The organism is Flagellimonas lutaonensis, assembly GCF_000963865.1.
Taxonomy (GTDB): domain Bacteria; phylum Bacteroidota; class Bacteroidia; order Flavobacteriales; family Flavobacteriaceae; genus Flagellimonas_A; species Flagellimonas_A lutaonensis.
In genome coordinates this window covers 1,564,336-1,587,370 of the sequence record NZ_CP011071.1, presented here as the reverse complement: position 1 = coordinate 1,587,370, position 23,035 = coordinate 1,564,336, and the positions used below count along the sequence as shown (strand labels likewise).

The window sequence follows — 23,035 nt, the reverse complement described above, 5'->3', positions numbered from 1 at the left end:
AAATGGAAGGATTGACCGGAATTTTTCAACAGACCGACCCAGCTTTGTTGTTGTTGCTACTTGGCCTGGGGGTGGTGGCTTTTGTGATTTCGACCCTTTCAGGGGGTGGGGGCGCCCTGATCATGGTGCCCGTTTTAAATGCCTTGATAGGGGTGGGGCAAACCGCCCCCGTACTGAATTTGGGCACCTTTATCGGACGGCCGGCACGCTTGGCACTGTTCTGGAAACACATCGATTGGAAAGTCTGCCTGTACTATGCGCCGGCTGCCATTTTGGGGGCTTTCTTGGGGTCATGGCTGTTTTCGCAGTTTCGGTTGGAGTGGTTGCAAATCGCGGTCGGACTTTTTTTGATAAGTACTGTATTTCAGTACCGCTTCGGAAAAAAGAAACGTTCGTTCACCATGCGGTTGGGTTACTTTATTCCGTTGGGCCTGTTGGTCTCGGTTTTGGGCACCATCATTGGGGCGCTGGGGCCGGTCTTGAACCCATTCTATCTGAACTATGGCTTGGATAAGGAGGACATGATCGCCACCAAAACGGCCAACTCATTTTTGATGGGCCTCTCACAGATCGGAAGCTATACTTTTTTTGGGCTGCTGCAAGACCAGTATTGGCTCTACGGCATCGCACTGGGCATGGGTGCCATCTTGGGCAATGTCACCGGCAAGAAATTCTTGAAGGGCATGAAGAGCAGTACCTTTAGAAAGTGGGTCATCACACTGATGGTCATCAGCGGGGTGCTGTTGATTTATGGGCAAGTGAAGTCTTGGTGATCAACGCCCCAAACACCACTCGATGGCGCCCAACAAATGCTTCCTGAATTCGGGTTCGTCAAACGATTCATCGGTATGGCCGCCACCGGTGTAATAGGCCCTGCCCCCTTCAAATTCATGGTACCAAGCAATGGGGTGGTTGTCGCCATTGGTGCCGCCCTCATAGCTATCCTCATCCAAATTCATGAGCACGTTCATATTGGGGTTCAGGTCTTTGTAATTGTACCATTCATCGCTGCGTACCCACTGATCGGGCAGATGCGCGGTTGAGGGGTGCGACTTATCGAGTACCTCAATGGTGGCCTTGCGAACATTCGGGTTGTTCGGGTGCCCGTTGAAATACCCCCCGACCAATTTGCCGTACCAAGGCCATTCATATTCGGTATCGGCTGCGGCATGAATGCCCAAAAAACTGCCCCCCGATTTGATATAATTTTCAAAAGCGCGCTGTTGGTCATCATCCAGCACATCCATGGTCGTGTTCAAAAACACCACCAATTGATAGTTTTTCAGGTTATCGGCATTGAAGTCATCGCCCGATTCGGTCTGTAGCGCGATAAAATTGTTGTTTCGCCCCAATTCCCGAAGTGTCTTGACCCCCTTTTCAATACTTTGGTGGCGGTAGCCGGCAGTTTTTGTGAAGACCAGTACAAGATCGGGTTTCTTGGGTGCCTCGGTAGGTTCTTCTTGCCCACAAGAGACAATGGGCCAACATAGCAATATGGCCAATAGCATTTTAACAGTGTCCATCGCAATAAAATTTTAGGTAGTTGAAGATACGTATTTTTTGGGCGTGGTGCCATACTTCTTTTTGAACGAGGCAATGAAATGGCTGGCTGTGCTGTACCCCACCTTAAGGCCCACCTCATTGACATTATACCGACCGGTTTCTAACATTTTGCGGGCATACTCCATCTTATAGTCGAAAAGAAAACCGTACACAGAATCGCCGTAGATCTGCTTAAAACCCTCTTTCAATTTTTTAAGGCTCAATCCTATTTCTTTGGATAATTCGTTCAAGGTCGGCGGTTCGGCCATTCTTGAAATCATGATTTCTTTGGCCTTACGGATGCGCCGCACATTCTCCTCATCGGCCAAAAACGGACATTGTTCCAGATCGGCATCCTCGACACGGTTGAAGTAGAGCGAGATCAATTCGTACACCTTGCCCTTAATGTACAGTTGTTTGATGGAAGGATGCAAACTGTAGTTCATAACTTGGCTCAAGATTACCGCTATGGCCGGATTGACCGGTTCTTGCGCATAGTACTTCTTCTCTTGGTTTTCGGCACTCAGAAACGGAATATATTCCGCCTCCGAAGAAAAAAGGGAGTGAAACTTGCGAATGGTCATCACTACGGACAGCAACCATGATTTTGGGGCCAGCTCCAGGTTCAGGGGCAGGTCTTTTTGGGTATTGTACAACAACAATGAATTCTCTTCTGAAACCTCGAGACCGTACGCCCCTTGGTTAAAGTTGAACCGCGCGTTGCCCTTTAGACAGAAATGAAATTGAATATAAGTGCTGTCGATCTCGCGCTCCACCTTTTGAATTTCTTCGGTATCGTTCTGAATCTTAAGTACATAGAACCCATCTTCAATAAAGACTTCCCGAAAAGAACCGCTAGCGACATTTTTGTTGGACTTGGTTTCCATAAAACGAATGTTTACCGTTATTTAGACTCAATCCAAATAAAAAACAAAATCTAGAACAACGCAGTAAATTTAGGGTTTTTCGGGCATATTGGCATTTGGGCGCCCAAAAACATCCTACATCGTTATTAAAAGTTCTTCCAGCGTTATTTTTGGTGCTACCAAGCATGTATTTTTGTGGGCGTCGTAAGACAGGGTATGAAGCATTACAATATTTCAAGGCACAATTCTTTCTATGCGGTGGGGCTGAGCTACAAAAAGGCCGATGCCGAGATCAGGGGGCGTTTCAGTTTAGACGTGCCTGCCATAGACAGTCTGCTTATCACTGCCAAGCGACAGGGCATCGATGGCCTGATGGTGATATCGACCTGCAACCGTACCGAGCTGTATGGATTTGCACAACACCCCTTTCAACTGATAAAACTACTCTGTGACCATACCCAAGGCACCATTGAAGCTTTTCAAGATGTGGCCTATGTTTACAAGAACCACGAGGCCATCTCGCACATTTTTAGGGTGGGCACGGGCCTCGATAGCCAAATTTTGGGCGACTTCGAGATCATAAGCCAGATAAAACAAAGTTTTTATCGCTCGAAAAAGCACGATATGGCCAATCCGTTCATCGAGCGGCTGTGCAATTCGGTGATCCAGGCCAGTAAGCGCATCAAAAACGAAACAGCACTTTCGTCGGGCGCCACCTCGGTCGCCTTTGCCTCGGTACAATACATCTTAAAAAATGTGCCCGACGTATCCAACAAGGAAATTCTGCTCTTTGGAACCGGAAAAATCGGCAGAAATACCTGTGAGAACCTCATCAAGCATACCGAGAACAAGCACATTACCCTTATCAACCGTACCCGTGCCAAGGCCGAAGAGGTGGCCGGCAAGTTCCATTTGGTCGTCAAGGAATATGGCGACCTTCAGACAGAGATCAGAAAAACCGATTTGTTGGTGGTTGCCACCGGTGCCCAACTGCCCACTGTTTCAAAGGCATTGATACACACCGACAGGCCCTTGTTGATATTGGACCTGTCTGTGCCCAAGAACGTGTCTGATGATGTCAAAGAGCTTCCCAACGTTACCGTGGTGCACCTCGATCAACTTTCGCAAATCACTGATGAGACCCTTCAACGAAGGAAAAAATTTGTACCTAAGGCCGAGGCCATTATAGAGGATATAAAGCACGATTTCATAAAATGGCTCGAAACGCGAAAGTTTGCGCCCGTGATCAATGCCCTAAAGGCCAAGCTCAACACCATGAAAGAAGAAGAGCTGCGTTTTCATGCCAAAAAATTGGATGATTACAATCCTGAGCAGGCTGAAATCATCACAGATCGCATCATTCAGAAAATCACCCGACAATTTGCCAATCATTTAAGGAAGACCGAAGTCGATACCCAAGATAGCCTACAACTGATCCAAGAGGTCTTTCAGCTTGAAATAAACACCAATGAGTAGACCCATACGCATTGGCACACGCGACAGCGAATTGGCCCTTTGGCAGGCCCATACGGTGAAAAACAGATTGGAGGTCCTGGGCCACAGCACCGAGTTGGTGCCCGTCAAATCAACAGGAGACCTGGTACTTGACAAACCCCTTTACCAACTGGGCATCACGGGTATTTTTACCAAAACCCTCGATGTGGCCATGCTGAAGGGCGAGATCGACATCGCCGTGCACTCCATGAAAGATGTGCCCACCCTGTTGCCCTCGGGCATCGTACAAACCGCTGTTCTTGAACGTGGTGATACTTGTGACATGTTGGTTCATAAAGGCACGGATTTTCTGGAAGATTCCGCCAAACCGGCAACCATAGCCACGGGCAGCTTACGCAGAAAAGCACAGTGGCTGAACCGCTATCCGAACCATACCATGGTCGATTTGCGCGGAAATGTCAACACGCGCCTACAGAAACTCAGCGATAACGATTGGCAGGGAGCCATTTTTGCAGCGGCAGGACTCAAACGCATTGATCTCTTGCCCAAAAATACCATTCGGTTGGATTGGATGGTTCCAGCCCCGGCCCAAGGGGCCATGATGGTGGTCGCCAGAGAGAACAATGCCGATACCATCAAAAAGACAACCCCACTAAACCATAATGAGACCGACCTTTGCACAGCAGTGGAACGTGCTTTTTTGCGCACCCTCGAAGGAGGATGCACCGCCCCGATAGGAGCTTTGGCAACCATAAAAACCCAAACGGTTTATTTTAAAGGGGTCTTACTTTCGTTGGATGGAAAGAAAAAATTGACTGTTGAAAAACAAGTGCCACTGTCCAATATCAAAGGGTTTGGCGAGATATGCGCTAAAGAGATCTTGAGCAGAGGTGGCAAGGAAATCATGAAAGAGATCAAAGCCAAAACAAAAACGTAAACAATTCCCTCTCCCGAGAGAGAGGGCTAGGGTGAGGGGCAATGAACATAAAAACCAAAATAGCTAGGTTGTTACATCAAGAACAGACAGAAGCTGAAAAAAAGCTTTGGGGATATGTGAGAAATCGACAATTCGAAAACCTAAAATTTAAAAGACAGCATCCCCTTAAGGAGTATATCGTTGATTTTTTTTGTGCAGAATATGGGATGATAATTGAACTCGATGGGGATTCTCACAATCAAATCAACCAAAAAGAAAAAGATGAGCTTCGCGATAAACATCTAAGAGGCTTAGGATATTATGTTCTTCGCTTTGAAAACCAAATGGTATTTAAAAATATCGATGTAGTTTTTAAAGCTATTCAACAAGCCAAAACAAAGCAAGATTCTTACGCTGAAGAAAGAAAAAAACAGCTTGAAGATGGAAAGAAAGCCCGAAAAGGCCACCTCACCCCGGCCCTTTCCCCAAGGAGAGGGAGTAGTACCATACTCTCAACTAAAATCCTTTCGAAACCACAAAAAGAACGACTTCTGGCTGCCGGTTTGGGGCTTGTCGAATACAACGCCATCGAAATAGACCATTTGGATTTTGAACTTGAAACCGGCTACGACAACTATATTTTCACCAGTCAGAACGCCGTAAAATCGTATACGAAAAAAGAAAATTCTGAAAACCGTAGTAAAATCAAAGCTTTCTGTGTAGGAAAAAAAACAGCCTCACTGCTAAAACATCATGGTTTTTCAGTGATTGAGACAGCCGACCATGCAACTGATTTAGCCCAAATAATCGTCGAAAAATATGGAGATCGGGCGTTTCTCTTCCTTACAGGGAATAATAGGAGGCAGGAATTGCCAACTATCCTTGAAAAAAATAACGTTCAGTATAAAGATATTGTGGTCTACGAAACACATTTGGCGCCCAAACGATTTGAACGCCATTTCGAGGGAATCCTTTTTTTTAGCCCCAGTGGGGTGCAAAGTTTCACGGCCTTGAATAGTTTGGAAAAGGCAACTGCCTTTTGCATAGGTGACACCACCGCGAACGAGGCAAAAAAACATACCGATAACGTTGTTGTGGCCAATAAGCCAACCATAGAGAACGTACTGGTGCAGGTCGTCAAACATTTTTCGGCCGATACGCATTGAACAGGACAATTAAAAATGAAAATATGATCAAAAACGACCTTTTTCTGAGAGCTTTAAAAGGCGAAACAGTGGACAGGCCTCCTGTTTGGATGATGCGCCAAGCGGGTCGCTATCTTCCTGAATTCATGGAAATACGTGAGAAATATGATTTCTTCACCCGTTGCCGTACACCCGAACTGGCCTCTGAAATAACCGTTCAACCCATTCGCAGATTTGGCATGGACGCCGCCATTCTCTTCAGCGATATTCTGGTAATCCCGCAAGCAATGGACATCGAGGTGCAGATGAAGCCCAATTTTGGGCCTTATTTGCCCAATCCGATTCGCAAGGCGGAAGATGTAGATCGTGTTGTTGTTCCCAACATTGGCGACTCCCTCGGTTATGTGATGGATGCCATTAAAATGACCAAAGAAAAGCTCAATGATGAAATTCCGCTTATCGGTTTTGCCGGCTCACCCTGGACAATACTTTGCTATTGCGTGCAAGGGCAGGGCAGCAAAAGTTTTGACATGGCCAAGGGGTTCTGTTTTACCCAGCCCAAAGCGGCACATGAACTGTTGCAGAAGATCACCGACATCACCATTGCCTACCTGAAAGAAAAAGTAAGTGCAGGCTGCGATGCAGTGCAGATTTTTGATTCGTGGGGGGGCATGCTATCGCCGACAGATTACCAGACATTTTCTTGGCGGTACATCCAACAGATTGTCGATGCCCTTAAAGATCGGGCGCCTGTCATCGTATTCGGCAAAGGGTGTTGGTTCGCCCTTCATGAAATGGCCAAATCGGGGGCCTCGGCCATTGGCGTGGATTGGACCTGCACGGCACAAAACGCCCGGTATTTAACGGGCGGCAAAATAACCTTGCAAGGCAACTTTGACCCGGCCAGGCTGTTGTCCCCACCCGAAGACATCAAAAAAATGGTGCGCCAAATGATCGATGAATTTGGCAAAGACCGATATATCGTCAACTTAGGGCACGGTATTTTGCCCAATGTACCGGTAGAAAACGCAAAGGCCTTTATAGATGCCGCGAAGCAGTATGCCCCATGAAGGTGCTGAGCATACTGAAAAAGGTACGTTTTCATGACCTGTGGAAGTTGGCCATATTGTCTTTGAAAAACCCATGGTTTATTTGGCCGACTATCGCGGCAACAAAAGAAACCATGTCAGTATCGGATCATTATTTCGGAAATCTGCACCACCAGAACGGTCCGGCCAATGCCTTTCGCCATGCGCTGTGGAACTATCTGATTGCCAAAAAATGTACTAAATGGTCTAAAAATAATCGAAAAGTGTTGAAATGGACCAAGGACATTACCGACTGGCACGAACGCGCCTTTACGAACCGTGAATTGGCGAGAAAAATGGATTATCACAACAACGCGGTCGGCAGACAGCTTTTTATTGACCATATCGATCAAGAGGTGCCGGAAATGGTAGTACTATTACAAAAAATGACAAATGAATCCAACTTTATCAAAGAGGGTGACGATTTGGAACAATTCAAAAACCAAATGGTACATATATCAAAATGACAATCAAAGACCGTTTCTACGAGTATATCCAAAACCTGCAGGATACCATCACCTCAAAACTTGAAGAAGTTGATGGCAAGGCAACATTCAAACAAGACCTATGGCATAGGCCCGAAGGCGGCGGTGGCCGTACCCGAGTTATTGAAAACGGGAACGTCTTTGAAAAAGGCGGGGTAAACATATCGGTCGTCCACGGAGACCTTCCACAAAGCATGCAGCAATATTTTGGGGTTGAAAATGCCGATTTCTATGCCTGCGGATTGAGTTTGGTCATCCATCCCAAAAATCCGTTCGTGCCCACCGTACACGCCAATTGGCGCTATTTTGAAATGTACGACAAGCAAGGCAACATTGTAGACCAATGGTTTGGTGGGGGGCAAGACCTAACTCCCTACTACCTTTTTGAAGAAGATGCCCAACACTTCCACTCCATCTGCAAGATAGCATGCGACAAGCACCATACCGCCTTTTACCCACAATACAAAAAGCGCTGCGACGAGTATTTTTGGAATGCCCATCGCAACGAGGCAAGGGGCGTGGGCGGACTGTTCTTCGACTACTGCAAGGCAAACGATAATATGGATATGGAAGCCTGGTACAACTTTGTGACAGAAGTGGGCGACAGTTTTTTGGATGCATATATACCGATTGTTCTAAAAAGAAAGGGCGCCCCATATGGCCAAAAGCACCGTGATTGGCAAGAGATACGTCGTGGCCGGTATGTTGAGTTCAACTTGGTGCACGACAAGGGTACGCTGTTCGGGCTGCGCACCAACGGTCGCATTGAAAGCATTTTGATGAGCCTGCCACCCCATGTGCAATGGCGGTACGACCACCAACCCGAAAAGGGAAGTGAAGAGGAAAAACTTGTCAAGGTTTTGCAACACCCCAGAGAATGGGTCTGAACCGCTGAAAGAAACCAATATGGAAAAGCTGTTGATGATACACGCAGACGATGCGGGGCTTTCAGAATCTGAAAACCGGGCTACCATTGAATGCCTGAAAAAGGGCTTGGTAAGCTCGTATAGCATCATGGTGCCCTGCCGGGGTTTCCAAGAAATAGCGCTGTTTGCCAAAGAAAATCCCACTTACGATCATGGTATCCATCTGACACTGACCTGCGAATGGCATGGGCATCGATTTGGCCCCGTATCGCCATCTGAAGAGGTTGCAAGCCTTGTCGATGAAAACGGCCATTTCTACAAGACCAGGCAAGAGTTGAAAGAACACGCAAAACCTGATGAGGTGCGCAAAGAGCTTAATGCCCAGCTAGAAATGGCCTTGGAGTTCGGCTTACGGCCCAGCCATATCGACTCACATATGTACAGTGTTGGTGCCAACCCTGAATTCTTCGAAATTTATAGAGAATTGGGCAAGCAGTATGGCCTTCCGGTCTTTATCAACAAAAAGTTGCTCAAAGATGTGGGGCTTCAACCCGACAAGGTGCTAAAACAGAACGATTTTGTTGTGGAACATGCACATTTGGCCACCTTTGAACACTTTAAGAAAGGCCATCTCAAGACCTTTTATTTAGATGCCATTGAAAATTTACCAATAGGTCTGAATGTTCTTTTGGTGCACCCTGCCCCCGACAATGCCGAGATGAAGGCAATTACCGTGAACCACCCCAATTTTGGCTCAAAATGGCGCCAGATGGACTATGAAACCCTTACAAGTGAAGAACTAAGGGCAACGCTCGTTGAAAATAACGTTCGTTTGGTCTCGTGGAAAGAAATCAGCAAAATACAACAAGTGCAAAATCGGGTTTAATTAATACGTAGTTTTACGACATGAAGTTGACCCTCTACCAAATCGATGCCTTCACCGACCATGTTTTTGGGGGCAACCCCGCTGCGGTCTGTATACTCGATGAGTGGCTCAAGGCCGATTTGATGCAACAAATCGCCCAAGAGAACAACTTGGCCGAAACGGCCTTTATCGTTCAGAAAAACGACATCTTTGAATTGCGGTGGTTCACCCCCGAAACGGAAGTAGACCTTTGCGGCCACGCCACTTTGGCCGCTGCCTTTGTGCTTTTCAACTATCATGGCTATACAGAAAAAACCATTCGGTTTTATTCTCATAGAAGCGGTAAGCTGTTGGTTGAGAAGGGATTGGAAGGTTGGATGACCATGGATTTCCCTTCGGATGACCTTGCCAAGATCCAAGGAAAACCAGAACTGTTCAAGGCCATCGGGCTGACCCCGTTCAAAACCTTAAAGGGCAAGACCGATTATTTGCTCATATATAACTCACAGGAAGAAATAGAGGCCATACGGCCCAATTTCCATTTGCTCGACCAGCTAGACTGTCGTGGCGTCATTGTTTCGGCCCAAGGAAGACATGCTGATTTTGTTTCCCGCTTTTTTGCACCACAATGCGGTATTCCCGAAGATCCGGTCACAGGTTCTGCGCACACCTCATTGGCCCCCTATTGGGCAAATGTGCTGGGCAAGACCCAGATGACGGCCAAACAGCTTTCGAAGAGAGGCGGCAATCTAATCTGCGAATATTTGGGCGAAAGGGTAAAAATATCAGGTAGGGCAGTATCTTATATGACCGGTCGAATTACCTTGTAGCCAAAATCATTCATCTATTATTTCAAATATGTACCCATTAATTCGAAACAGAAGACTTAGAACAAACGAAGCCATCAGAAGATTGGTTCGTGAAACGGTTTTGACACCCGACGATTTCTTGGTACCGCTTTTTGTGGTAGAAGGAAAAGGGGTGAAAGAAGAGATTCCCTCCATGCCCAACTACTACCGCCTCAGTCTTGATTCCCTTGAGAAAGAAGTGAAAGAACTTTGGGGCATGGGTCTTTGCGCGGTGCTGCTTTTTGTAAAAGTACCCGATGATTTAAAGGACAACAAAGGTTCGGAGGCCATCAACGTGGGCGGACTCATGCAACGCGCCATCAAAACCGTGAAAAATGCGTGTCCGGATATGCTGGTCATGACCGATGTGGCGTTGGACCCCTATTCATCTTATGGACACGACGGGATTGTGGCAGACGGAGAAATCTTGAACGACGAGACCAGTGAAATCTTGGCCGAAATGAGCATTTCGCACGCAGCGGCAGGGGCCGATTTTGTGGCGCCCAGTGATATGATGGACGGCCGCATACAGACCATTCGTGAGGCCCTTGAAGATGAAGGCCATACCCATACGGGCATCATGAGCTACTCGGCCAAGTATGCCAGTGCGTTTTATGGCCCCTTTCGCGATGCCTTGGATTCAGCCCCCGTGGATATCAAGAATGTGCCCAAAGACAAGAAAACCTATCAAATGGACCCAGCCAACCGCTTCGAGGCCATCAAGGAAACCCAGATGGATATCGACGAGGGTGCCGATATTGTCATGGTCAAACCCGGGCTTTGCTATCTCGACATTGTCAGGGAGGTACGCAACGAGGTCGAGGTGCCCGTGGCCGTCTATCAGGTTTCGGGCGAATATGCCATGCTGAAGGCAGCGGCCGAAAAAGGCTGGCTAGACCATGATGCGGTGATGATGGAACAGCTTTTGGCCATCAAACGGGCCGGTGCCGACATCATCGCAACTTATTTTGCGAAAGACGCTGTTCGGTTATTGGGCTGATTCCCTCCTTGAGGAGGGTCTTTCGCCTTTGGCGAAACGGGAGGTGTCATATTCATCCCTACAAAATGAAAACATTCCGCAATAAAATCCTTTTAACAATTACACTGCACTTTGTATGGGCCTTGCACCCCCAACAAAACGATTCCCTGCCCTATGCGCATCCATCTGAAGTGGGGCTCGATTCGGTCTACATCCATTCGCAGGCCGATTCAATTATAACGAATGGTATAAAAGAGGGTGCGTTCCCCGGGGCACAGGTATTGGCCGCCAAAAACGGCCGAATCATCTTTCACAAAGCCTACGGATTTCATACCTACGATAGTGCTCAAGCGGTTTCGCCAAATGATGTCTACGACCTTGCCTCGGTCACCAAGATCACGGCCCCGCTCCCTGCCCTGATGAAATTGGTCGATGAAGGAAAACTGAATTTGGATGTTCCTTTTTCTACCTATTGGAAGCCTTGGCAAAAGCGAAAAGACAAACGAGATCTGACCCTGCGCGAAATTCTAGCCCATCAAGCGGGCTTACAACCTTATATTGTATTTCTCAACAAGGTCAGAAAGAAAAACGGCCAATTGAAAAAACGTTTTGTGCGCCAACAACCGAACAAAAGGTTTCAGAAACAGGCGTATGAGGGGCTGTTTGTCAAAAATCGCTTAGGGCGAAAGGTACAGCGTATGATCGATCGCTCAAAAGTATCCGAAGAGAAGAAATACCGTTATTCAGGCCTTCCGTTTCTCATTTTTCCCAAATTGATCGAACAACTCACAGGTGAAGGCTACGAAACCTATCTTGAAAAGCATTTTTACGGTCCTATGGGTACCAAGACGCTCTGTTTCAATCCGAAGCAAAAAAAACTACCGAATGCCATTGTTCCTACCGAAATCGACACCCTTTTTCGCCATACCCTGACCCAAGGGTGGGTGCATGACGAAAACGCCGCCCTGTTGGGTGGGGTTTCGGGCAATGCAGGGCTGTTCGGTTCTGCCCACGACCTTGCAAAACTGATGCTCATGTATCAAAATTATGGGGCGTTGAACGGGCAGCGATACCTGTCAGAAAAGACGGTCAAAGAATTTACGAGGGTGCAATACGCCGAAAACGAAAACCGACGGGGCCTTGGTTTTGACAAACCGCTACTGGGCAACGATACCCTTGCCTTGAAAGACGCTTATCCCGCCCCGGCAGCAAGCCCTGAAAGTTTCGGACATTCAGGCTTTACGGGCACATTCGTTTGGGCAGATCCCGAAGAACAACTGGTATTTGTTTTTCTGTCGAACAGGGTCTACCCAACAAGGGAGCGCCGCCAATTGTACGACCTCAACATCAGAACCGCCCTGCACCAGGTGTTCTATAAGGCTAAAATTGAGGGTAAATGAACACGCGTTGGTTGCTGATTTATTAATATCTTCGCCCTAAGCTATACGTATGGGACTGCTACTTTTTTACGCGCTTATTTCTATATTTTTCTCGTTTCTCTGCTCTATTTTAGAGGCAGTGCTGCTCAGTATCACCCCTACTTTTATCAATGTTAAAAAAGCTGAGGGAAAGGCCTATGCCTTTGAGCTTGAAAACCTCAAGAAAGACGTTGACAAACCATTGATAGCCATTCTTACCCTGAATACCGTTGCCCACACGGTGGGGGCCATTCTGGTCGGGGTCCAGGCCAAAACGGCCTATGCAGATGCCTTTGACAGCGAGCAACGCGTGGTGTGGGGCATTGAGTTCACCGAAGATATCATGGTAGGGGCCGTTTCAACGGTCATGACCATTTTGATCTTGGTCGCCTCAGAAATCATTCCCAAAACCATAGGCGCCACCTTTTGGAAGCAATTGGCCAATTTCACGGCAAAGGCGCTCAAGGTAATGGTGTTTATCCTAAAATGGACCGGACTCCTATGGATCTTGCAGTTGTTCACAAAACTGATAGGAAAGAAAAACGTTCACGGTAGCGTGTTGAGCCGTGAAGACTTCACTGCCATGGCCGACATTGCCCACGAAGAAGGGGCCGTGCTCGAATCAGAATCCAAAGTCATCAAAAACCTGTTGCGCTTTGATGAAATCAAGGCCAAAGACATCATGACCCCTAGAACGGTTTTGAAAATCGCTTCGGAGGACATGACCATCAAAGATTTTTTTCAGGCCAACCCACAGCTGCGGTTCTCTAGGATACCCGTCTACAAAGACCGTGTTGACAACATTACCGGCTTTGTGCTGAAAGACCAAGTGCTCGAGACCATCATCAATGAAAAAGGTACGGCACCCCTATCGACAATAAAGCGCGATATTTTGGCCACAAGCCGAGACACCCCGATTCCACAGTTGTTCGAAACCTTTGTCGCCAAAAGGGAGCACATTGCCCTTGTGGTCGATGAGTACGGTTCGGTAAGCGGGCTGGTTACCATGGAAGACGTCATAGAAACCTTGTTGGGCCTAGAAATCATGGACGAAAGCGACAATGTAGCCGACCTGCAACTACTGGCACGAAAAAATTGGGAAGAGCGTGCCAAGCGTTTGGGCATTATTCAAGAACAAATACCGGATGAGGACTAATGGAAACCGCCTATGTCAAAACTCCCATCGGCACTGCTGAAATAAAAGGGGACAAAAACGGGGTGGCCTCGATTACCGTGTTCGATGAAGAAAAAACCGATCACCATATACTACCCGAAGTGTTGGAAGATGCCGTATACCAGCTGAAAGAGTATTTTGAGGGTACCCGGAAGCAATTCGACCTAAAGCTCAATCCAGAGGGCACCAATTTTCAAAAAAAAGTATGGAACGCACTATTGCAAATACCCTACGGAAAAACCATTTCTTATTTGGACCTCTCCAAACGATTGGGCGATGTAAAGGCCATTAGGGCCGTGGCCGCTGCCAATGGGCAAAACCCATTGTGGATCGTGGTGCCCTGCCACCGGGTCATCGGAAGCAATGGCGACCTCACCGGCTATGCCGGGGGGCTGCACCGCAAAAAATGGCTATTGCAACATGAAAGCCCCGTAAAGCAGCAGTCGTTGTTTTAGTTCTTTACGAAATAGGTAGGAAAAAAAGGAAAGGTGATATTGGCCACCAACTGGCCATCGGTAGCGATTTGCATGACCCCCCCCAACACTTCATCGGAGGTGGTGCCGTAGCCCACCAGAAAAACCTCTTGCTGTGGGTCATAGCTCTGGGCGGTGATAAGAACCGTAGTTCCCAATTCTTGCTCAATCTCGGTAGCGATGCCGGTGAGGTCGGCCACAAAATTTTCTTGGGTCACAAAATCAAATATGGCAGGGCCAGCAGGATACCGCGCAGGTTGCACAAACGGTAGTGCATAATACAGCCTATCACCAGAAAGAACAGCCCCCTCAACAGGGCCTGGCGAAAAACCTGAATTAAAATCGAGCTGGGCAGAGCGAACCAACGACATTGTATTGACATCATATACCTCAATAGAGGCATCCACCCCATTTTTGACCACCACCAAATCACCCATATCATCAATGAGAATGCTGATGGGCACATCGCCAAAGTTTAAATAAGTGCCCAAGGTCTTTGATTCGGTATCGTAAGCAGTCAATTTATAATCGCCTCGGCCATCCCGATAGGTGATGAAAATTCTCTCCCCAAAAAAAAGGGGCTGAAAGGCGGTATCAATATCAAAATCAACTGTAAGGTCCTCTGTAGTGAAGTCTTGCAGGTTTACACTTTGAATGGCCAAGTTTCGGGTTCCCGAGGGGCCCAAGTAGGCGAAGAAAACATTGCTCAGATTGTTGGCGCCCCATACCACCGAGCGCCCGGGACCATTGGCATAAAAGTCATCAAAATTGGCCCTTGCCCCCGTGGCCAGGTCTATTTGTGCAAGCGAAAAAGCACCGCCACCAAAAGAATAAAAAGAAAGCAGTTCGTTTACCTGCCGTAGGGTCAAATAATTGGGCAGCACTCCAAGTTGGTTTGTTAAATCGACCAACTGGCCATTGTCAACGGCACCTTCGTAGCTGTACTGAAAAACCCTGTCCAAATCTTCACCGATAACGACAAAATCAGCTTTTGCCGTTACCTTGACCTCCTCTTTTGGATCGTCGGCATCGTCAGTGGAACAGCTTATGGCACCCAAAGCCAAAACAGCCCAAAACAGTCTTTTCAAATTCATAGCCTTTTGAAAGTAAACAAGATACAATTTAATTTTTGTATGCAGTGGGTTTCAATCCAAATTAGTATTTTTCACACATGCTGTACAAATTGAACTTGGAAAACATTCTGTTCTTGGATATCGAGACCGTGCCGCAAGAAGAAAATTACGCCCAGCTCGAGCCCGAAAAACAAATGCTCTGGGAACACAAGACCCAGTACCAGCGCAAAGATGAAATTACAGCAGAGGAGTTTTACGAGCGGGCGGGCATCTGGGCAGAGTTTGGTAAGATTGTCTGTATTTCCGTTGGGTTTTTCGCCTTCGATGGCGATGACAGAAGTTTTCGGGTGACCTCGTACCACGGAGCCGAAACAGATATCTTAAAGTCGTTTAAAAATTTGCTCATCGAACACTTTGGCCAGGCCAAACACCTTTTATGCGCTCATAACGGAAAGGAATTTGATTTTCCGTACATCGCCAGAAGAATGTTGATAAACGGCATGAAACTGCCCTACAAGCTTGATCTTTTCGGGAAAAAACCATGGGAAGTACCACATTTGGATACGATGGAGCTTTGGAAATTTGGTGATTACAAGCATTTCACCTCTTTGAAACTACTCGCCAACGTACTGGGCATCCCCTCCCCGAAAGAAGACATGGACGGTAGCATGGTGCGGCAGGTCTATTATGACGAAAAAGATTTGGATAGGATTGTGACCTACTGTGAACTCGATGTGGTGACCACCGCACAGGTGTTTTTGCGATTACGCGGCGAGACACTTCTAGCGAACAGCGAAATCAAAAAGGTATGAACAACAACACCAAGTTTCTTGAAATGGTTCCGGTACTTCCCTCGCAAGACATTGAACGTGATGTGGCCTGGCACCAAAAATACACCGGTTTTGAAAAAATTTTTGGTGATCATATGTATGCCGGGCTCAGGCGAGACAACCTCTACATGCATTTACAATGGCATGCTGATACCGAAGACGACCCTTTGTTGGGTGGCTCGGTCGCCAAGATATTTGTGGAAGACATCAGGCCTGTGTTTCAAGAGTTTGTTCAACGGGGTACCATCAAAAAAGAAAAGCTTAGAATGGATACCGCATGGGGCACACATGAATTCGGTTTTTACGACCTGAACCAAAACGCCATTTTTGTGGTGCAGGACGTTTGATCAGTTTTTATAGAATTTCGAGCTTTTGAGTCCTGAATGGTCTTGCACCATCAAAACATATAGCCCTGAGGAAAGGTCAGAAACGTTGATGGCCCCGTTTATCTTTCCTTTTTTGATGATATTGCCCGATACGGTCACCACCGAAAACTCGGCATCTGAAGACAATTCTGCGTTCACTGTCAACTCATTCACCGCAGGGTTGGGATATAACGATATACTCAGCTCAGTAGGGTACGACAAGGGCTCATAGGCCAAGGTCTGCTCGGTAGCCTCTCCATTGAACATAAATTCAAGCACATCGCTGAATTCTGAAACCAAGTTCTCGGTACAGACGGCACGCAGTCGCATTTCATAGGTCTTGCCCTTTTCAAGATCGGGAATGTTCCAAGTATTCTCCCAAGTGTGACCTGTAACCCATTCCGTTTGCCCCTTTTCTTTGTACTGGATTTCGAAGAGGGTGTCTTCGGCGGCATCCCATCCAAATTTGGCAACGGCTTCGGTCGCCGAGGTCAACTGCAAGCCGTTGGGGGCTACGACCCTACATTGGGTCAACTCGGCCCCAGACACGATCAATGAAAAATCTTGCGCACCGTTAACTAGGTTGCCTTTGTGCGTTACGGTTATCGTGTATTCACCTGCAGCATCACCAATGTCGATACGCTCGTAAGGGTCGACCAGGTTATCACCTTTTATGGCTTTGTCGGCCGCCTTCGCAGGATTCAATTTCCATGGAAAGTAGGTTTTTCCGTCCTTGGTGATACGAATATCAAGATCGTTGGTAAGGGCAGCGGTGGCATCATTCAGATTACCACGGTTAACAAATTCACCCTTAGGGTCGGTCCACGATATTGAGGCCAACAATGGTTGGTTGCCATCAGCTTTAACGGTTATGGTATAGACCTCGCCATTGGTCAATGTTGCTTCATTGACAATACTGCTATATTCTTTGTTCTTCAATACTTCCGCAGCCTTTTTAACATTCAATACCCCCCAACCCATTTTATAATCAGGACCGGCAGCGGCCACATCATCGGCCGTGTGCAGCGCCAATCCTTTTAAGGTGGCGGCCTTCATATAAGTGCCGTACAGCTGCTCGTGGTATTGTTGCAACAACAACAGTGAACCGGTTACTCCCGGAGTGGCCATTGAGGTGCCTGTTGAACTGTCATAGCTTTGGTTGCCGTATGAACTGGCGGCAAAAACAGCGGTACCGTCCCCGGCCAAATCAGGTTTGATGCGCCCATCATCCACGGGGCCAAAACTGCTATAGGAGGCAACCGTCGCACTTTTTAGTTCGCCTTTATCATCAATTCTAGTATTGGCGCCGGCAACAGTGATGCCATTTTTTGAAACGGCAAAGCCCAATAAAAGGTCAAATCCATCTTTTGCCTTGCCGTAAACAGGCACCTCGTTGTCATAAGAGTTCTGGGCATTTCCCGCTGCCGTTACCATTAAATAATAGGGGGCGTTGTACATAATCTCGTCCCACTCTTGTGAAACCTTGATATAGGAACCAAAATACCAATCGGGCACCCGGTCAGATTTTATACCGTACGAATGGTTCGACAACAACATCCCTTGCGCAGCTGTCTCAATGACCTCAACCTTGTCACGGGTCCAGTCATGTGTAAGTGCCTCTGCTGCAAAGGCCACACCCTTTGCCTTTTTGTTGACCCCTGATGAAATTAGGGTGCCTGTGACCATGGTGGCATGTGCACTTACTTCATCGACGGCATCGCCTTTTATCGCTCTGGCCCCGAACTCTTGGTGGCTGGTCAGGGCAATACCGGCATCCCAAACACCTACTTGCAAACCGCGTCCGTCGAGGTCCAGGTTCAAGTTTCCACCTGCATACAGCTCATTGGCCCTAGACACCTTGCTGGTGGGATCCATAAAGGTGGTATAAAAAAGAGGGGTGCCATCGACACCAATGTCTTGCAACGAAACCACGGTACCATCACTCAATTTTTCTGTCATGGGCAGCCCGTTTTCTTTGGCAAATTGTTGAAGCCTGATGTGTTTGGCGTCATAATCTGCCCGCATCTTTGAAGCGAGGGTCTGAATTTCTTTGGCTTTATTGGCCGATTGAATAAATTTCTTGTGATCTTTGGACTGAGCGCTCAACTGTGCCGTGCAGAAAAGTACACTTGCAAAGAGGACGATTTGTACGGTCCGCGAGACAGTATATTTGTAGTCCATAGATGTAGGTTAAGTAAGATTTGGACTACAAATATATTTTTTATCCTGAAAATCGTCGATTAAGCACTAATTTATTCGATGAAATGCACTTCTATTTTAGGGTTCTTGTTGTGAACTTTCAGTTTTTTGTGGTGAAAGGTGGTCAACTGTGTCTCTTAATGCTGCTTAAAAATGACATATACGGGAAAGTGGTCGCTATACCCTCCCAGATACTTTCTTCCGACAAAGGTTCTAAAAGGTTTGCCCTGGTATGGGCCCTTCCATTCTTTCAGCAATCGGGGCGAAAAAACCGCTGCTTTTACAAAACTATGGGTGCCCGGCTGATGGTTCAAAAAACTGTGCGAGAGCAAGATTTGGTCAAAAAGGCTCCACTTGCCCTTGTAATTGGCACTGCCACTGATTGGCGATAGCACCTTGCGCCACGGGTTGATGAACTTTCCCGTCTGCATCATCAGATCGATGCTCGGGGCATTGGGGTCATCGTTGAAATCGCCCATCACTATAAAATTGGCCTCTTCGTCATCGATATCGATGATTTTGTTTATGATAACCTGGGCGGCCTCAATTCGTTTGTATTGGGTCTCATCTGCCCCGTCGCGCCTAGAGGGCCAGTGGTTTACAAAAACATGCACTTTTTCACCGTGCAACCGTCCTTTAACGTAGAGAATATCGCGTGTTAGATCGCGTTCCCCGTTCACATTATCAATCAACAAGGGTATGGCCTCGGCCTCCAGCACCTCGAAATGCCCTTTATCGTACAGCAGGGCCGTGTCAATGCCCCGCTCGTCGGGGGAGTCAACGTGGACAAAACCATACGCCCATTCAGAAAGGGGTTTCTGCCCCAGCAGCCACTCGATGACCTGATGGTTTTCAACCTCGGCCACCCCTACAATGACCGGAGGGCGATGTGTTTCGTCCCACCCAATCCTAGAAATGGCCTTGGCCAGTTTTCTGGATTTTTTCTCAAAGCGTCGTTGTGTCCATTTCTTAAAGCCTTTTGGGGTAAAATCGTCATCAAGGGTATCTGGGTCGTTGACAGCGTCAAAGAAGTTTTCAAGATTGTAAAAGGCTACCGTACAATGGTTGCTATGGGGAGGTTTTTTTGACATATCGACGAATACTGGTCGTAAAATACAAAAATCAACTTGCCATCATTGAAGTCATTCGTAGATTTGCAGTCGGAACAAAGAATATGCTGGAAGAAAGAAACATAGCCCTTGAGAAGACCGTTCTGATCGGTATCATCAACCAATCACAAAACGCAGAAAAGGTGGCGGAATACCTTGATGAGCTCGAGTTTTTAACCTATACCGCCGGTGGCGAAGTGGTAAAACGCTTTGTTCAGCGCATGGAGGTGCCCAATCCGAAAACCTTTATAGGCAGTGGCAAAATGGAAGAGGTACAGCGTTTCGTGAAAGAAAATGAGGTTGGTGCCGTCATATTTGACGACGAGCTTACCCCGGCCCAACAGAACAACATCGAAAAAATACTGCGCTGCAAAATCTTGGACCGTACAGGGCTTATCCTTGATATTTTTGCGCAAAGGGCACAGACCAGTTACGCCCGCACCCAGGTTGAACTGGCCCAGTACGAATACCTGTTGCCGCGCCTTACGGGACTGTGGACACACCTTGAGCGCCAGCGTGGTGGTATTGGGATGCGCGGCCCCGGTGAGACCGAAATCGAGACTGACCGCCGTATTGTTCGCGACCGTATCGCCCTTCTGAAAAAGAAACTGGCCAAAATAGACAAGCAGATGGAGACCCAACGGGGCAACCGTGGATCTTTGGTCCGCGTGGCACTTGTGGGTTACACCAACGTGGGTAAATCGACCTTGATGAACGTCATCAGCAAAAGTGATGTCTTTGCCGAGAATAAACTCTTTGCCACCCTGGATACCACCGTTCGAAAAGTGGTCATCGGCAACCTGCCCTTTTTGCTCAGCGATACGGTTGGTTTTATCAGAAAGCTGCCCACGCAACTCGTAGAGAGCTTTAAAAGTACGTTGGACGAGGTACGTGAAGCGGATATGCTCTTGCATGTGGTCGATATTTCCCACCCCAACTTTGAGGAACATATCGAATCGGTCAACCAAATTCTCGATGAGATCGGAAGTGCCGACAAAAAGACCATTATGGTCTTCAACAAGATAGACCTGTACCGGCCCGAGACCATCGATGAAGATGACCTGACCACCGAAAAAACATCAGCGCACCTTACCCTGGAAGAATGGCAAAAAACGTGGTACAACAGGGTGGGCGACGATGTGCTTTTTATTTCGGCCCTGAACAAAGAAAACCTTGACGAGTTTAGAAAAAAAGTCTATGATGCCGTTCGTGAAATCCATGTCAGCCGGTTTCCGTACAATAATTTTTTGTACCCTGAACATTTGGAAGAATAAAAAAAAGGTTTGTTGGCATACATTAGTTCTTGTTAGGAGCCACAAAAGTTCCGGTGATAGTTGTGTTTCCTCCACTAGCGTTTATTGAGCCCGAAACCTTTGAGTCGGTGCGCGTGTCCAGTTTAATGAAACCGTCATGGGCTATCACTGTAATAGGGCCCGAGGTATCATCCCAATAGGTCACTACAGCATTGTAATTTTCCAAGATGTCTGTACCCAGGTTATGGGTTCCTGCAGCCACCCAATCCCTATCCGTGATGGATATAAGGACCGAAGCCACCTTATCACCTTGTGGCGCCTGTGCCACAATGGCCAACGAATTTATTTCAATGGGGGTCGTGCCATCAATGTCTTTTGCATCGGTTATGGTAGAGTTGAAAACAATGTTATCGCCGCTTAGAGTTTTGTTACCCCCCTCTCCAACGATATCAAATTTAAAACTGGGGCTACCCGAAGTCATATCTTCACTGTTACTGTCTTTACTGCATGCCCATAGTAGGCATATCGCCAACATGCCGTAAATTATTTTTGTTTTCATGATTCAAAATTTTTATTTGATTAATACGTTGCGAATTTTATATTTCTTTTAAAGAATTTCTCCCATTTTTCCCCTTTCGATGGCCATCGGGACCCTGGAGGGACAATGAAAAAAATCTTTATTCCATCCTCCTTTTGGCTGACAAGAGGAAAAGAATGAGATTTCGACATAATTTGACATTTATCTATCAAAATGCACAACAGGTTTTGTTTATTCCTTACTAAAATCCTGTTTCTCTGATCAGTCCATCGCCCAGACATCATTCTTTGAGGTTCCAATTCCTGCAATTCCCGCAATAATCCACAGCTTGTTGTCAAAATTCTCAGCAATATGGTCAATTCGTACCGGAAAAGCTGGTTGAGGTGGTGCGATTGTCCAATTCTTGCCATCATAACTGGACCAAATATCATTTTTAAAACCGTTGATATCGTCCTCACCGCCAATGACCCAGAGCTTGTTGTCATAAACCGTAGTAGCGTGCCTCCATCTTTTTGAAAAACCGGCTTCGAGTGTGGCTTGGGCCCAACTTGTACCATCGGTGCTGAACCAGACATCATTCATTTTTCCATTGTCATCTTCTCCTCCAATGACCCATAATTTGTTGTCGAAGACTGCACTAGTGTGCACCCATCTTTTTGAAAAACCAGCGGTTGAGGTGGCTTCAGTCCAATCAACTCCATTTTCGCTGAACCATACATCGTTCTTTTTGTCACCATCATGGCCGCCAATGACCCAGAGCTTGTTATCAAAAACTTCAACTGTATGGAACCATCTTGGCGAAAAATCTGCTGCAGGGGTGGCTTCGGTCCAATTGATTCCATCTTCACTATACCACACATCGTTCTTAAGGCCATTGACCGCTTGACCACCAATGACCCAGAGCTTGTTGTCAAAGACTGCCGTACCATGCACCCATCTTTTCGCAAAAGCGGCTGCCGAAGTGGCCTCAACCCAATTAATGCCGTCCTCACTGTACCAAACATCGTTTTTTAGGTCGATGGAAGTACCTCCGCCAATTACCCACAGCTTGTTATCGAAAACTGCAGAGGAATGATCATCCCTTACTGGAAAAGCAGCATTGGCCGTTACTGGGGTATCTGGAATATTTAGATTGCGTGTGGTGAAGCTATTGGCCACACTTTCCGATTCACCGCCTTTACCGTCCTTTGCCACGACTTTCCAGTGATATTCTGTAATCAGTGACAAACGGTTCTGTACCGTAAAAGAAGTACTACTTATATTTTCGGCAAACAAGGTGTTTGGCTCAGTTTCGGTACCCAGGTACAGATCGTAACTTACCGAATCGCCATCGGGGTCGTTGGCCGCTTGCCAGCTGAAGGTAGGTGTAACGTCAACGCCCACAGCATTGTCGGTGACCCCGATCAGGTCAAAGGCCTCGGGCGGGCTGTTCTCCGCTTGGGGCGGCTCATTGCCCCCATCGTCGTTGCTGCACGATAACAGCAATGTTAAAAATATCATGCCCACAAGTGCATTGCACCTAGACTTTGCCTTATTTTTCATAGCCTT

23 protein-coding genes are annotated in these 23,035 nt (G+C 47.1%); 16 read left to right on the top strand and 7 right to left on the bottom strand.

The genetic code is table 11. From position 1 onward, the window contains the following. Nucleotides 1-2: 2 nt before the first annotated feature. The gene (locus tag VC82_RS07355) at nucleotides 3-773 is read left to right on the top strand and encodes a sulfite exporter TauE/SafE family protein (protein ID WP_045801801.1); all 771 of its coding nucleotides are present in this window, start codon (nucleotides 3-5) and stop codon (nucleotides 771-773) included. Here the strand turns inward: VC82_RS07355 and VC82_RS07350 are convergent, their stop codons facing one another. Both VC82_RS07350 and VC82_RS07345 read right to left on the bottom strand, forming a co-directional pair. Further along, nucleotides 774-1,523: a ThuA domain-containing protein gene (locus VC82_RS07350; RefSeq protein ID WP_245616012.1), complete on the bottom strand. Its 750-nt coding sequence runs from the start codon at nucleotides 1,521-1,523 to the stop codon at nucleotides 774-776. 12 nt (nucleotides 1,524-1,535) lie between these two features. Beyond that, a complete protein-coding gene (locus VC82_RS07345) occupies nucleotides 1,536-2,429 on the bottom strand; it encodes an AraC family transcriptional regulator (RefSeq protein ID WP_045801799.1) in 894 nt (297 codons plus the stop codon). Between the two features lie 195 nt (nucleotides 2,430-2,624). Between VC82_RS07345 and hemA the strand changes: the two genes are divergently transcribed. From hemA to VC82_RS07285, 12 genes are all read left to right on the top strand, one after another. After that, complete coding sequence (gene hemA, locus VC82_RS07340; RefSeq protein WP_045801798.1) at nucleotides 2,625-3,884, top strand: glutamyl-tRNA reductase; 1,260 nt, start codon at nucleotides 2,625-2,627, stop codon at nucleotides 3,882-3,884. After that, a complete protein-coding gene (hemC, locus tag VC82_RS07335) occupies nucleotides 3,877-4,800 on the top strand; it encodes a hydroxymethylbilane synthase (protein ID WP_045801797.1) in 924 nt (307 codons plus the stop codon). The genes hemA and hemC overlap by 8 nt, the downstream gene beginning before the upstream one ends. Before the next feature lie 41 nt (nucleotides 4,801-4,841). Continuing rightward, a complete protein-coding gene (locus VC82_RS07330; protein WP_262491911.1) occupies nucleotides 4,842-5,945 on the top strand; it encodes a uroporphyrinogen-III synthase in 1,104 nt (367 codons plus the stop codon). A gap of 23 nt (nucleotides 5,946-5,968) precedes the next feature. Next, a complete protein-coding gene (hemE, locus tag VC82_RS07325) occupies nucleotides 5,969-6,994 on the top strand; it encodes a uroporphyrinogen decarboxylase (protein ID WP_045803315.1) in 1,026 nt (341 codons plus the stop codon). Then, entirely contained in the window at nucleotides 6,991-7,479 is a 489-nt protein-coding gene (locus VC82_RS07320) for a DUF6973 domain-containing protein (protein WP_052698950.1), read from the top strand. Before hemE ends, VC82_RS07320 begins: the two co-directional genes overlap by 4 nt. Before the next feature lie 2 nt (nucleotides 7,480-7,481). Further along, entirely contained in the window at nucleotides 7,482-8,384 is a 903-nt protein-coding gene (hemF, locus tag VC82_RS07315) for an oxygen-dependent coproporphyrinogen oxidase (RefSeq protein WP_045803313.1), read from the top strand. Beyond that, entirely contained in the window at nucleotides 8,332-9,249 is a 918-nt protein-coding gene (locus VC82_RS07310; RefSeq protein WP_245616009.1) for a polysaccharide deacetylase family protein, read from the top strand. The genes hemF and VC82_RS07310 overlap by 53 nt, the downstream gene beginning before the upstream one ends. A gap of 20 nt (nucleotides 9,250-9,269) precedes the next feature. Continuing rightward, nucleotides 9,270-10,058 (top strand): PhzF family phenazine biosynthesis protein, encoded by a 789-nt coding sequence (locus VC82_RS07305; protein WP_045801796.1) that lies wholly within the window; start codon nucleotides 9,270-9,272, stop codon nucleotides 10,056-10,058. Between the two features lie 28 nt (nucleotides 10,059-10,086). After that, the gene (gene hemB / locus VC82_RS07300; RefSeq protein WP_045801795.1) at nucleotides 10,087-11,076 is read left to right on the top strand and encodes a porphobilinogen synthase; all 990 of its coding nucleotides are present in this window, start codon (nucleotides 10,087-10,089) and stop codon (nucleotides 11,074-11,076) included. Between the two features lie 65 nt (nucleotides 11,077-11,141). Continuing rightward, a complete protein-coding gene (locus VC82_RS07295; protein ID WP_052698948.1) occupies nucleotides 11,142-12,455 on the top strand; it encodes a serine hydrolase domain-containing protein in 1,314 nt (437 codons plus the stop codon). Nucleotides 12,456-12,504: 49 nt separating this feature from the next. Then, nucleotides 12,505-13,629, top strand: a complete 1,125-nt coding sequence (locus VC82_RS07290) for a CNNM domain-containing protein (RefSeq protein WP_045801794.1) — start codon at nucleotides 12,505-12,507, stop codon at nucleotides 13,627-13,629. Beyond that, nucleotides 13,629-14,102, top strand: coding sequence for a methylated-DNA--[protein]-cysteine S-methyltransferase (locus VC82_RS07285; protein ID WP_045801793.1), 474 nt, complete (start codon nucleotides 13,629-13,631; stop codon nucleotides 14,100-14,102). The genes VC82_RS07290 and VC82_RS07285 overlap by 1 nt, the downstream gene beginning before the upstream one ends. Here the strand turns inward: VC82_RS07285 and VC82_RS07280 are convergent. Beyond that, nucleotides 14,099-15,208: a YncE family protein gene (locus tag VC82_RS07280; protein ID WP_157518015.1), complete on the bottom strand. Its 1,110-nt coding sequence runs from the start codon at nucleotides 15,206-15,208 to the stop codon at nucleotides 14,099-14,101. The two genes, VC82_RS07285 and VC82_RS07280, sit on opposite strands and share 4 nt — an antisense overlap. 83 nt (nucleotides 15,209-15,291) lie before the next feature. Here VC82_RS07280 and VC82_RS07275 point away from each other — a divergent pair, with 83 nt between their 5' ends. Together VC82_RS07275 and VC82_RS07270 are read left to right on the top strand one after the other, a co-directional pair. Continuing rightward, complete coding sequence (locus tag VC82_RS07275; protein ID WP_045801791.1) at nucleotides 15,292-16,005, top strand: 3'-5' exonuclease; 714 nt, start codon at nucleotides 15,292-15,294, stop codon at nucleotides 16,003-16,005. Further along, the gene (locus VC82_RS07270) at nucleotides 16,002-16,370 is read left to right on the top strand and encodes a glyoxalase/bleomycin resistance/extradiol dioxygenase family protein (protein WP_045801790.1); all 369 of its coding nucleotides are present in this window, start codon (nucleotides 16,002-16,004) and stop codon (nucleotides 16,368-16,370) included. The genes VC82_RS07275 and VC82_RS07270 overlap by 4 nt, the downstream gene beginning before the upstream one ends. On the opposite strand, the gene VC82_RS07265 is transcribed toward VC82_RS07270, so the two are convergent. Continuing rightward, nucleotides 16,371-18,569, bottom strand: a complete 2,199-nt coding sequence (locus tag VC82_RS07265; RefSeq protein WP_045801789.1) for a S8 family serine peptidase — start codon at nucleotides 18,567-18,569, stop codon at nucleotides 16,371-16,373. Between the two features lie 155 nt (nucleotides 18,570-18,724). Beyond that, a complete protein-coding gene (locus VC82_RS07260) occupies nucleotides 18,725-19,678 on the bottom strand; it encodes an endonuclease/exonuclease/phosphatase family protein (protein WP_045801788.1) in 954 nt (317 codons plus the stop codon). Between the two features lie 83 nt (nucleotides 19,679-19,761). Here VC82_RS07260 and hflX point away from each other — a divergent pair, with 83 nt between their 5' ends. Further along, nucleotides 19,762-20,970 (top strand): GTPase HflX, encoded by a 1,209-nt coding sequence (hflX, locus tag VC82_RS07255; RefSeq protein ID WP_045801787.1) that lies wholly within the window; start codon nucleotides 19,762-19,764, stop codon nucleotides 20,968-20,970. Nucleotides 20,971-20,992: 22 nt separating this feature from the next. Here the strand turns inward: hflX and VC82_RS07250 are convergent, their stop codons facing one another. Both VC82_RS07250 and VC82_RS15240 read right to left on the bottom strand, forming a co-directional pair. Next, on the bottom strand, nucleotides 20,993-21,508 hold the full coding sequence (locus VC82_RS07250) for a hypothetical protein (protein ID WP_045801786.1): 516 nt from the start codon (nucleotides 21,506-21,508) through the stop codon (nucleotides 20,993-20,995). A 240-nt stretch (nucleotides 21,509-21,748) separates the two neighbouring features. Continuing rightward, nucleotides 21,749-23,029: a Kelch repeat-containing protein gene (locus VC82_RS15240; protein ID WP_052698946.1), complete on the bottom strand. Its 1,281-nt coding sequence runs from the start codon at nucleotides 23,027-23,029 to the stop codon at nucleotides 21,749-21,751. Nucleotides 23,030-23,035: the final 6 nt, after the last annotated feature.

What these genes read in the sequence shown, in the direction of transcription:
- VC82_RS07355 (WP_045801801.1), top strand. Translation starts at nt 3, where the DNA reads ATGGAAGGATTGACCGGAATTTTTCAACAGACCGACCCAGCTTTGTTG.
- VC82_RS07350 (WP_245616012.1), bottom strand. Translation starts at nt 1,523, where the DNA reads ATGGACACTGTTAAAATGCTATTGGCCATATTGCTATGTTGGCCCATT.
- VC82_RS07345 (WP_045801799.1), bottom strand. Translation starts at nt 2,429, where the DNA reads ATGGAAACCAAGTCCAACAAAAATGTCGCTAGCGGTTCTTTTCGGGAA.
- hemA (WP_045801798.1), top strand. Translation starts at nt 2,625, where the DNA reads ATGAAGCATTACAATATTTCAAGGCACAATTCTTTCTATGCGGTGGGG.
- hemC (WP_045801797.1), top strand. Translation starts at nt 3,877, where the DNA reads ATGAGTAGACCCATACGCATTGGCACACGCGACAGCGAATTGGCCCTT.
- VC82_RS07330 (WP_262491911.1), top strand. Translation starts at nt 4,842, where the DNA reads ATGAACATAAAAACCAAAATAGCTAGGTTGTTACATCAAGAACAGACA.
- hemE (WP_045803315.1), top strand. Translation starts at nt 5,969, where the DNA reads ATGATCAAAAACGACCTTTTTCTGAGAGCTTTAAAAGGCGAAACAGTG.
- VC82_RS07320 (WP_052698950.1), top strand. Translation starts at nt 6,991, where the DNA reads ATGAAGGTGCTGAGCATACTGAAAAAGGTACGTTTTCATGACCTGTGG.
- VC82_RS07305 (WP_045801796.1), top strand. Translation starts at nt 9,270, where the DNA reads ATGAAGTTGACCCTCTACCAAATCGATGCCTTCACCGACCATGTTTTT.
- hemB (WP_045801795.1), top strand. Translation starts at nt 10,087, where the DNA reads ATGTACCCATTAATTCGAAACAGAAGACTTAGAACAAACGAAGCCATC.
- VC82_RS07295 (WP_052698948.1), top strand. Translation starts at nt 11,142, where the DNA reads ATGAAAACATTCCGCAATAAAATCCTTTTAACAATTACACTGCACTTT.
- VC82_RS07290 (WP_045801794.1), top strand. Translation starts at nt 12,505, where the DNA reads ATGGGACTGCTACTTTTTTACGCGCTTATTTCTATATTTTTCTCGTTT.
- VC82_RS07285 (WP_045801793.1), top strand. Translation starts at nt 13,629, where the DNA reads ATGGAAACCGCCTATGTCAAAACTCCCATCGGCACTGCTGAAATAAAA.
- VC82_RS07275 (WP_045801791.1), top strand. Translation starts at nt 15,292, where the DNA reads ATGCTGTACAAATTGAACTTGGAAAACATTCTGTTCTTGGATATCGAG.
- VC82_RS07270 (WP_045801790.1), top strand. Translation starts at nt 16,002, where the DNA reads ATGAACAACAACACCAAGTTTCTTGAAATGGTTCCGGTACTTCCCTCG.
- VC82_RS07265 (WP_045801789.1), bottom strand. Translation starts at nt 18,569, where the DNA reads ATGGACTACAAATATACTGTCTCGCGGACCGTACAAATCGTCCTCTTT.
- VC82_RS07260 (WP_045801788.1), bottom strand. Translation starts at nt 19,678, where the DNA reads ATGTCAAAAAAACCTCCCCATAGCAACCATTGTACGGTAGCCTTTTAC.
- hflX (WP_045801787.1), top strand. Translation starts at nt 19,762, where the DNA reads ATGCTGGAAGAAAGAAACATAGCCCTTGAGAAGACCGTTCTGATCGGT.
- VC82_RS07250 (WP_045801786.1), bottom strand. Translation starts at nt 21,508, where the DNA reads ATGAAAACAAAAATAATTTACGGCATGTTGGCGATATGCCTACTATGG.
- VC82_RS15240 (WP_052698946.1), bottom strand. Translation starts at nt 23,029, where the DNA reads ATGAAAAATAAGGCAAAGTCTAGGTGCAATGCACTTGTGGGCATGATA.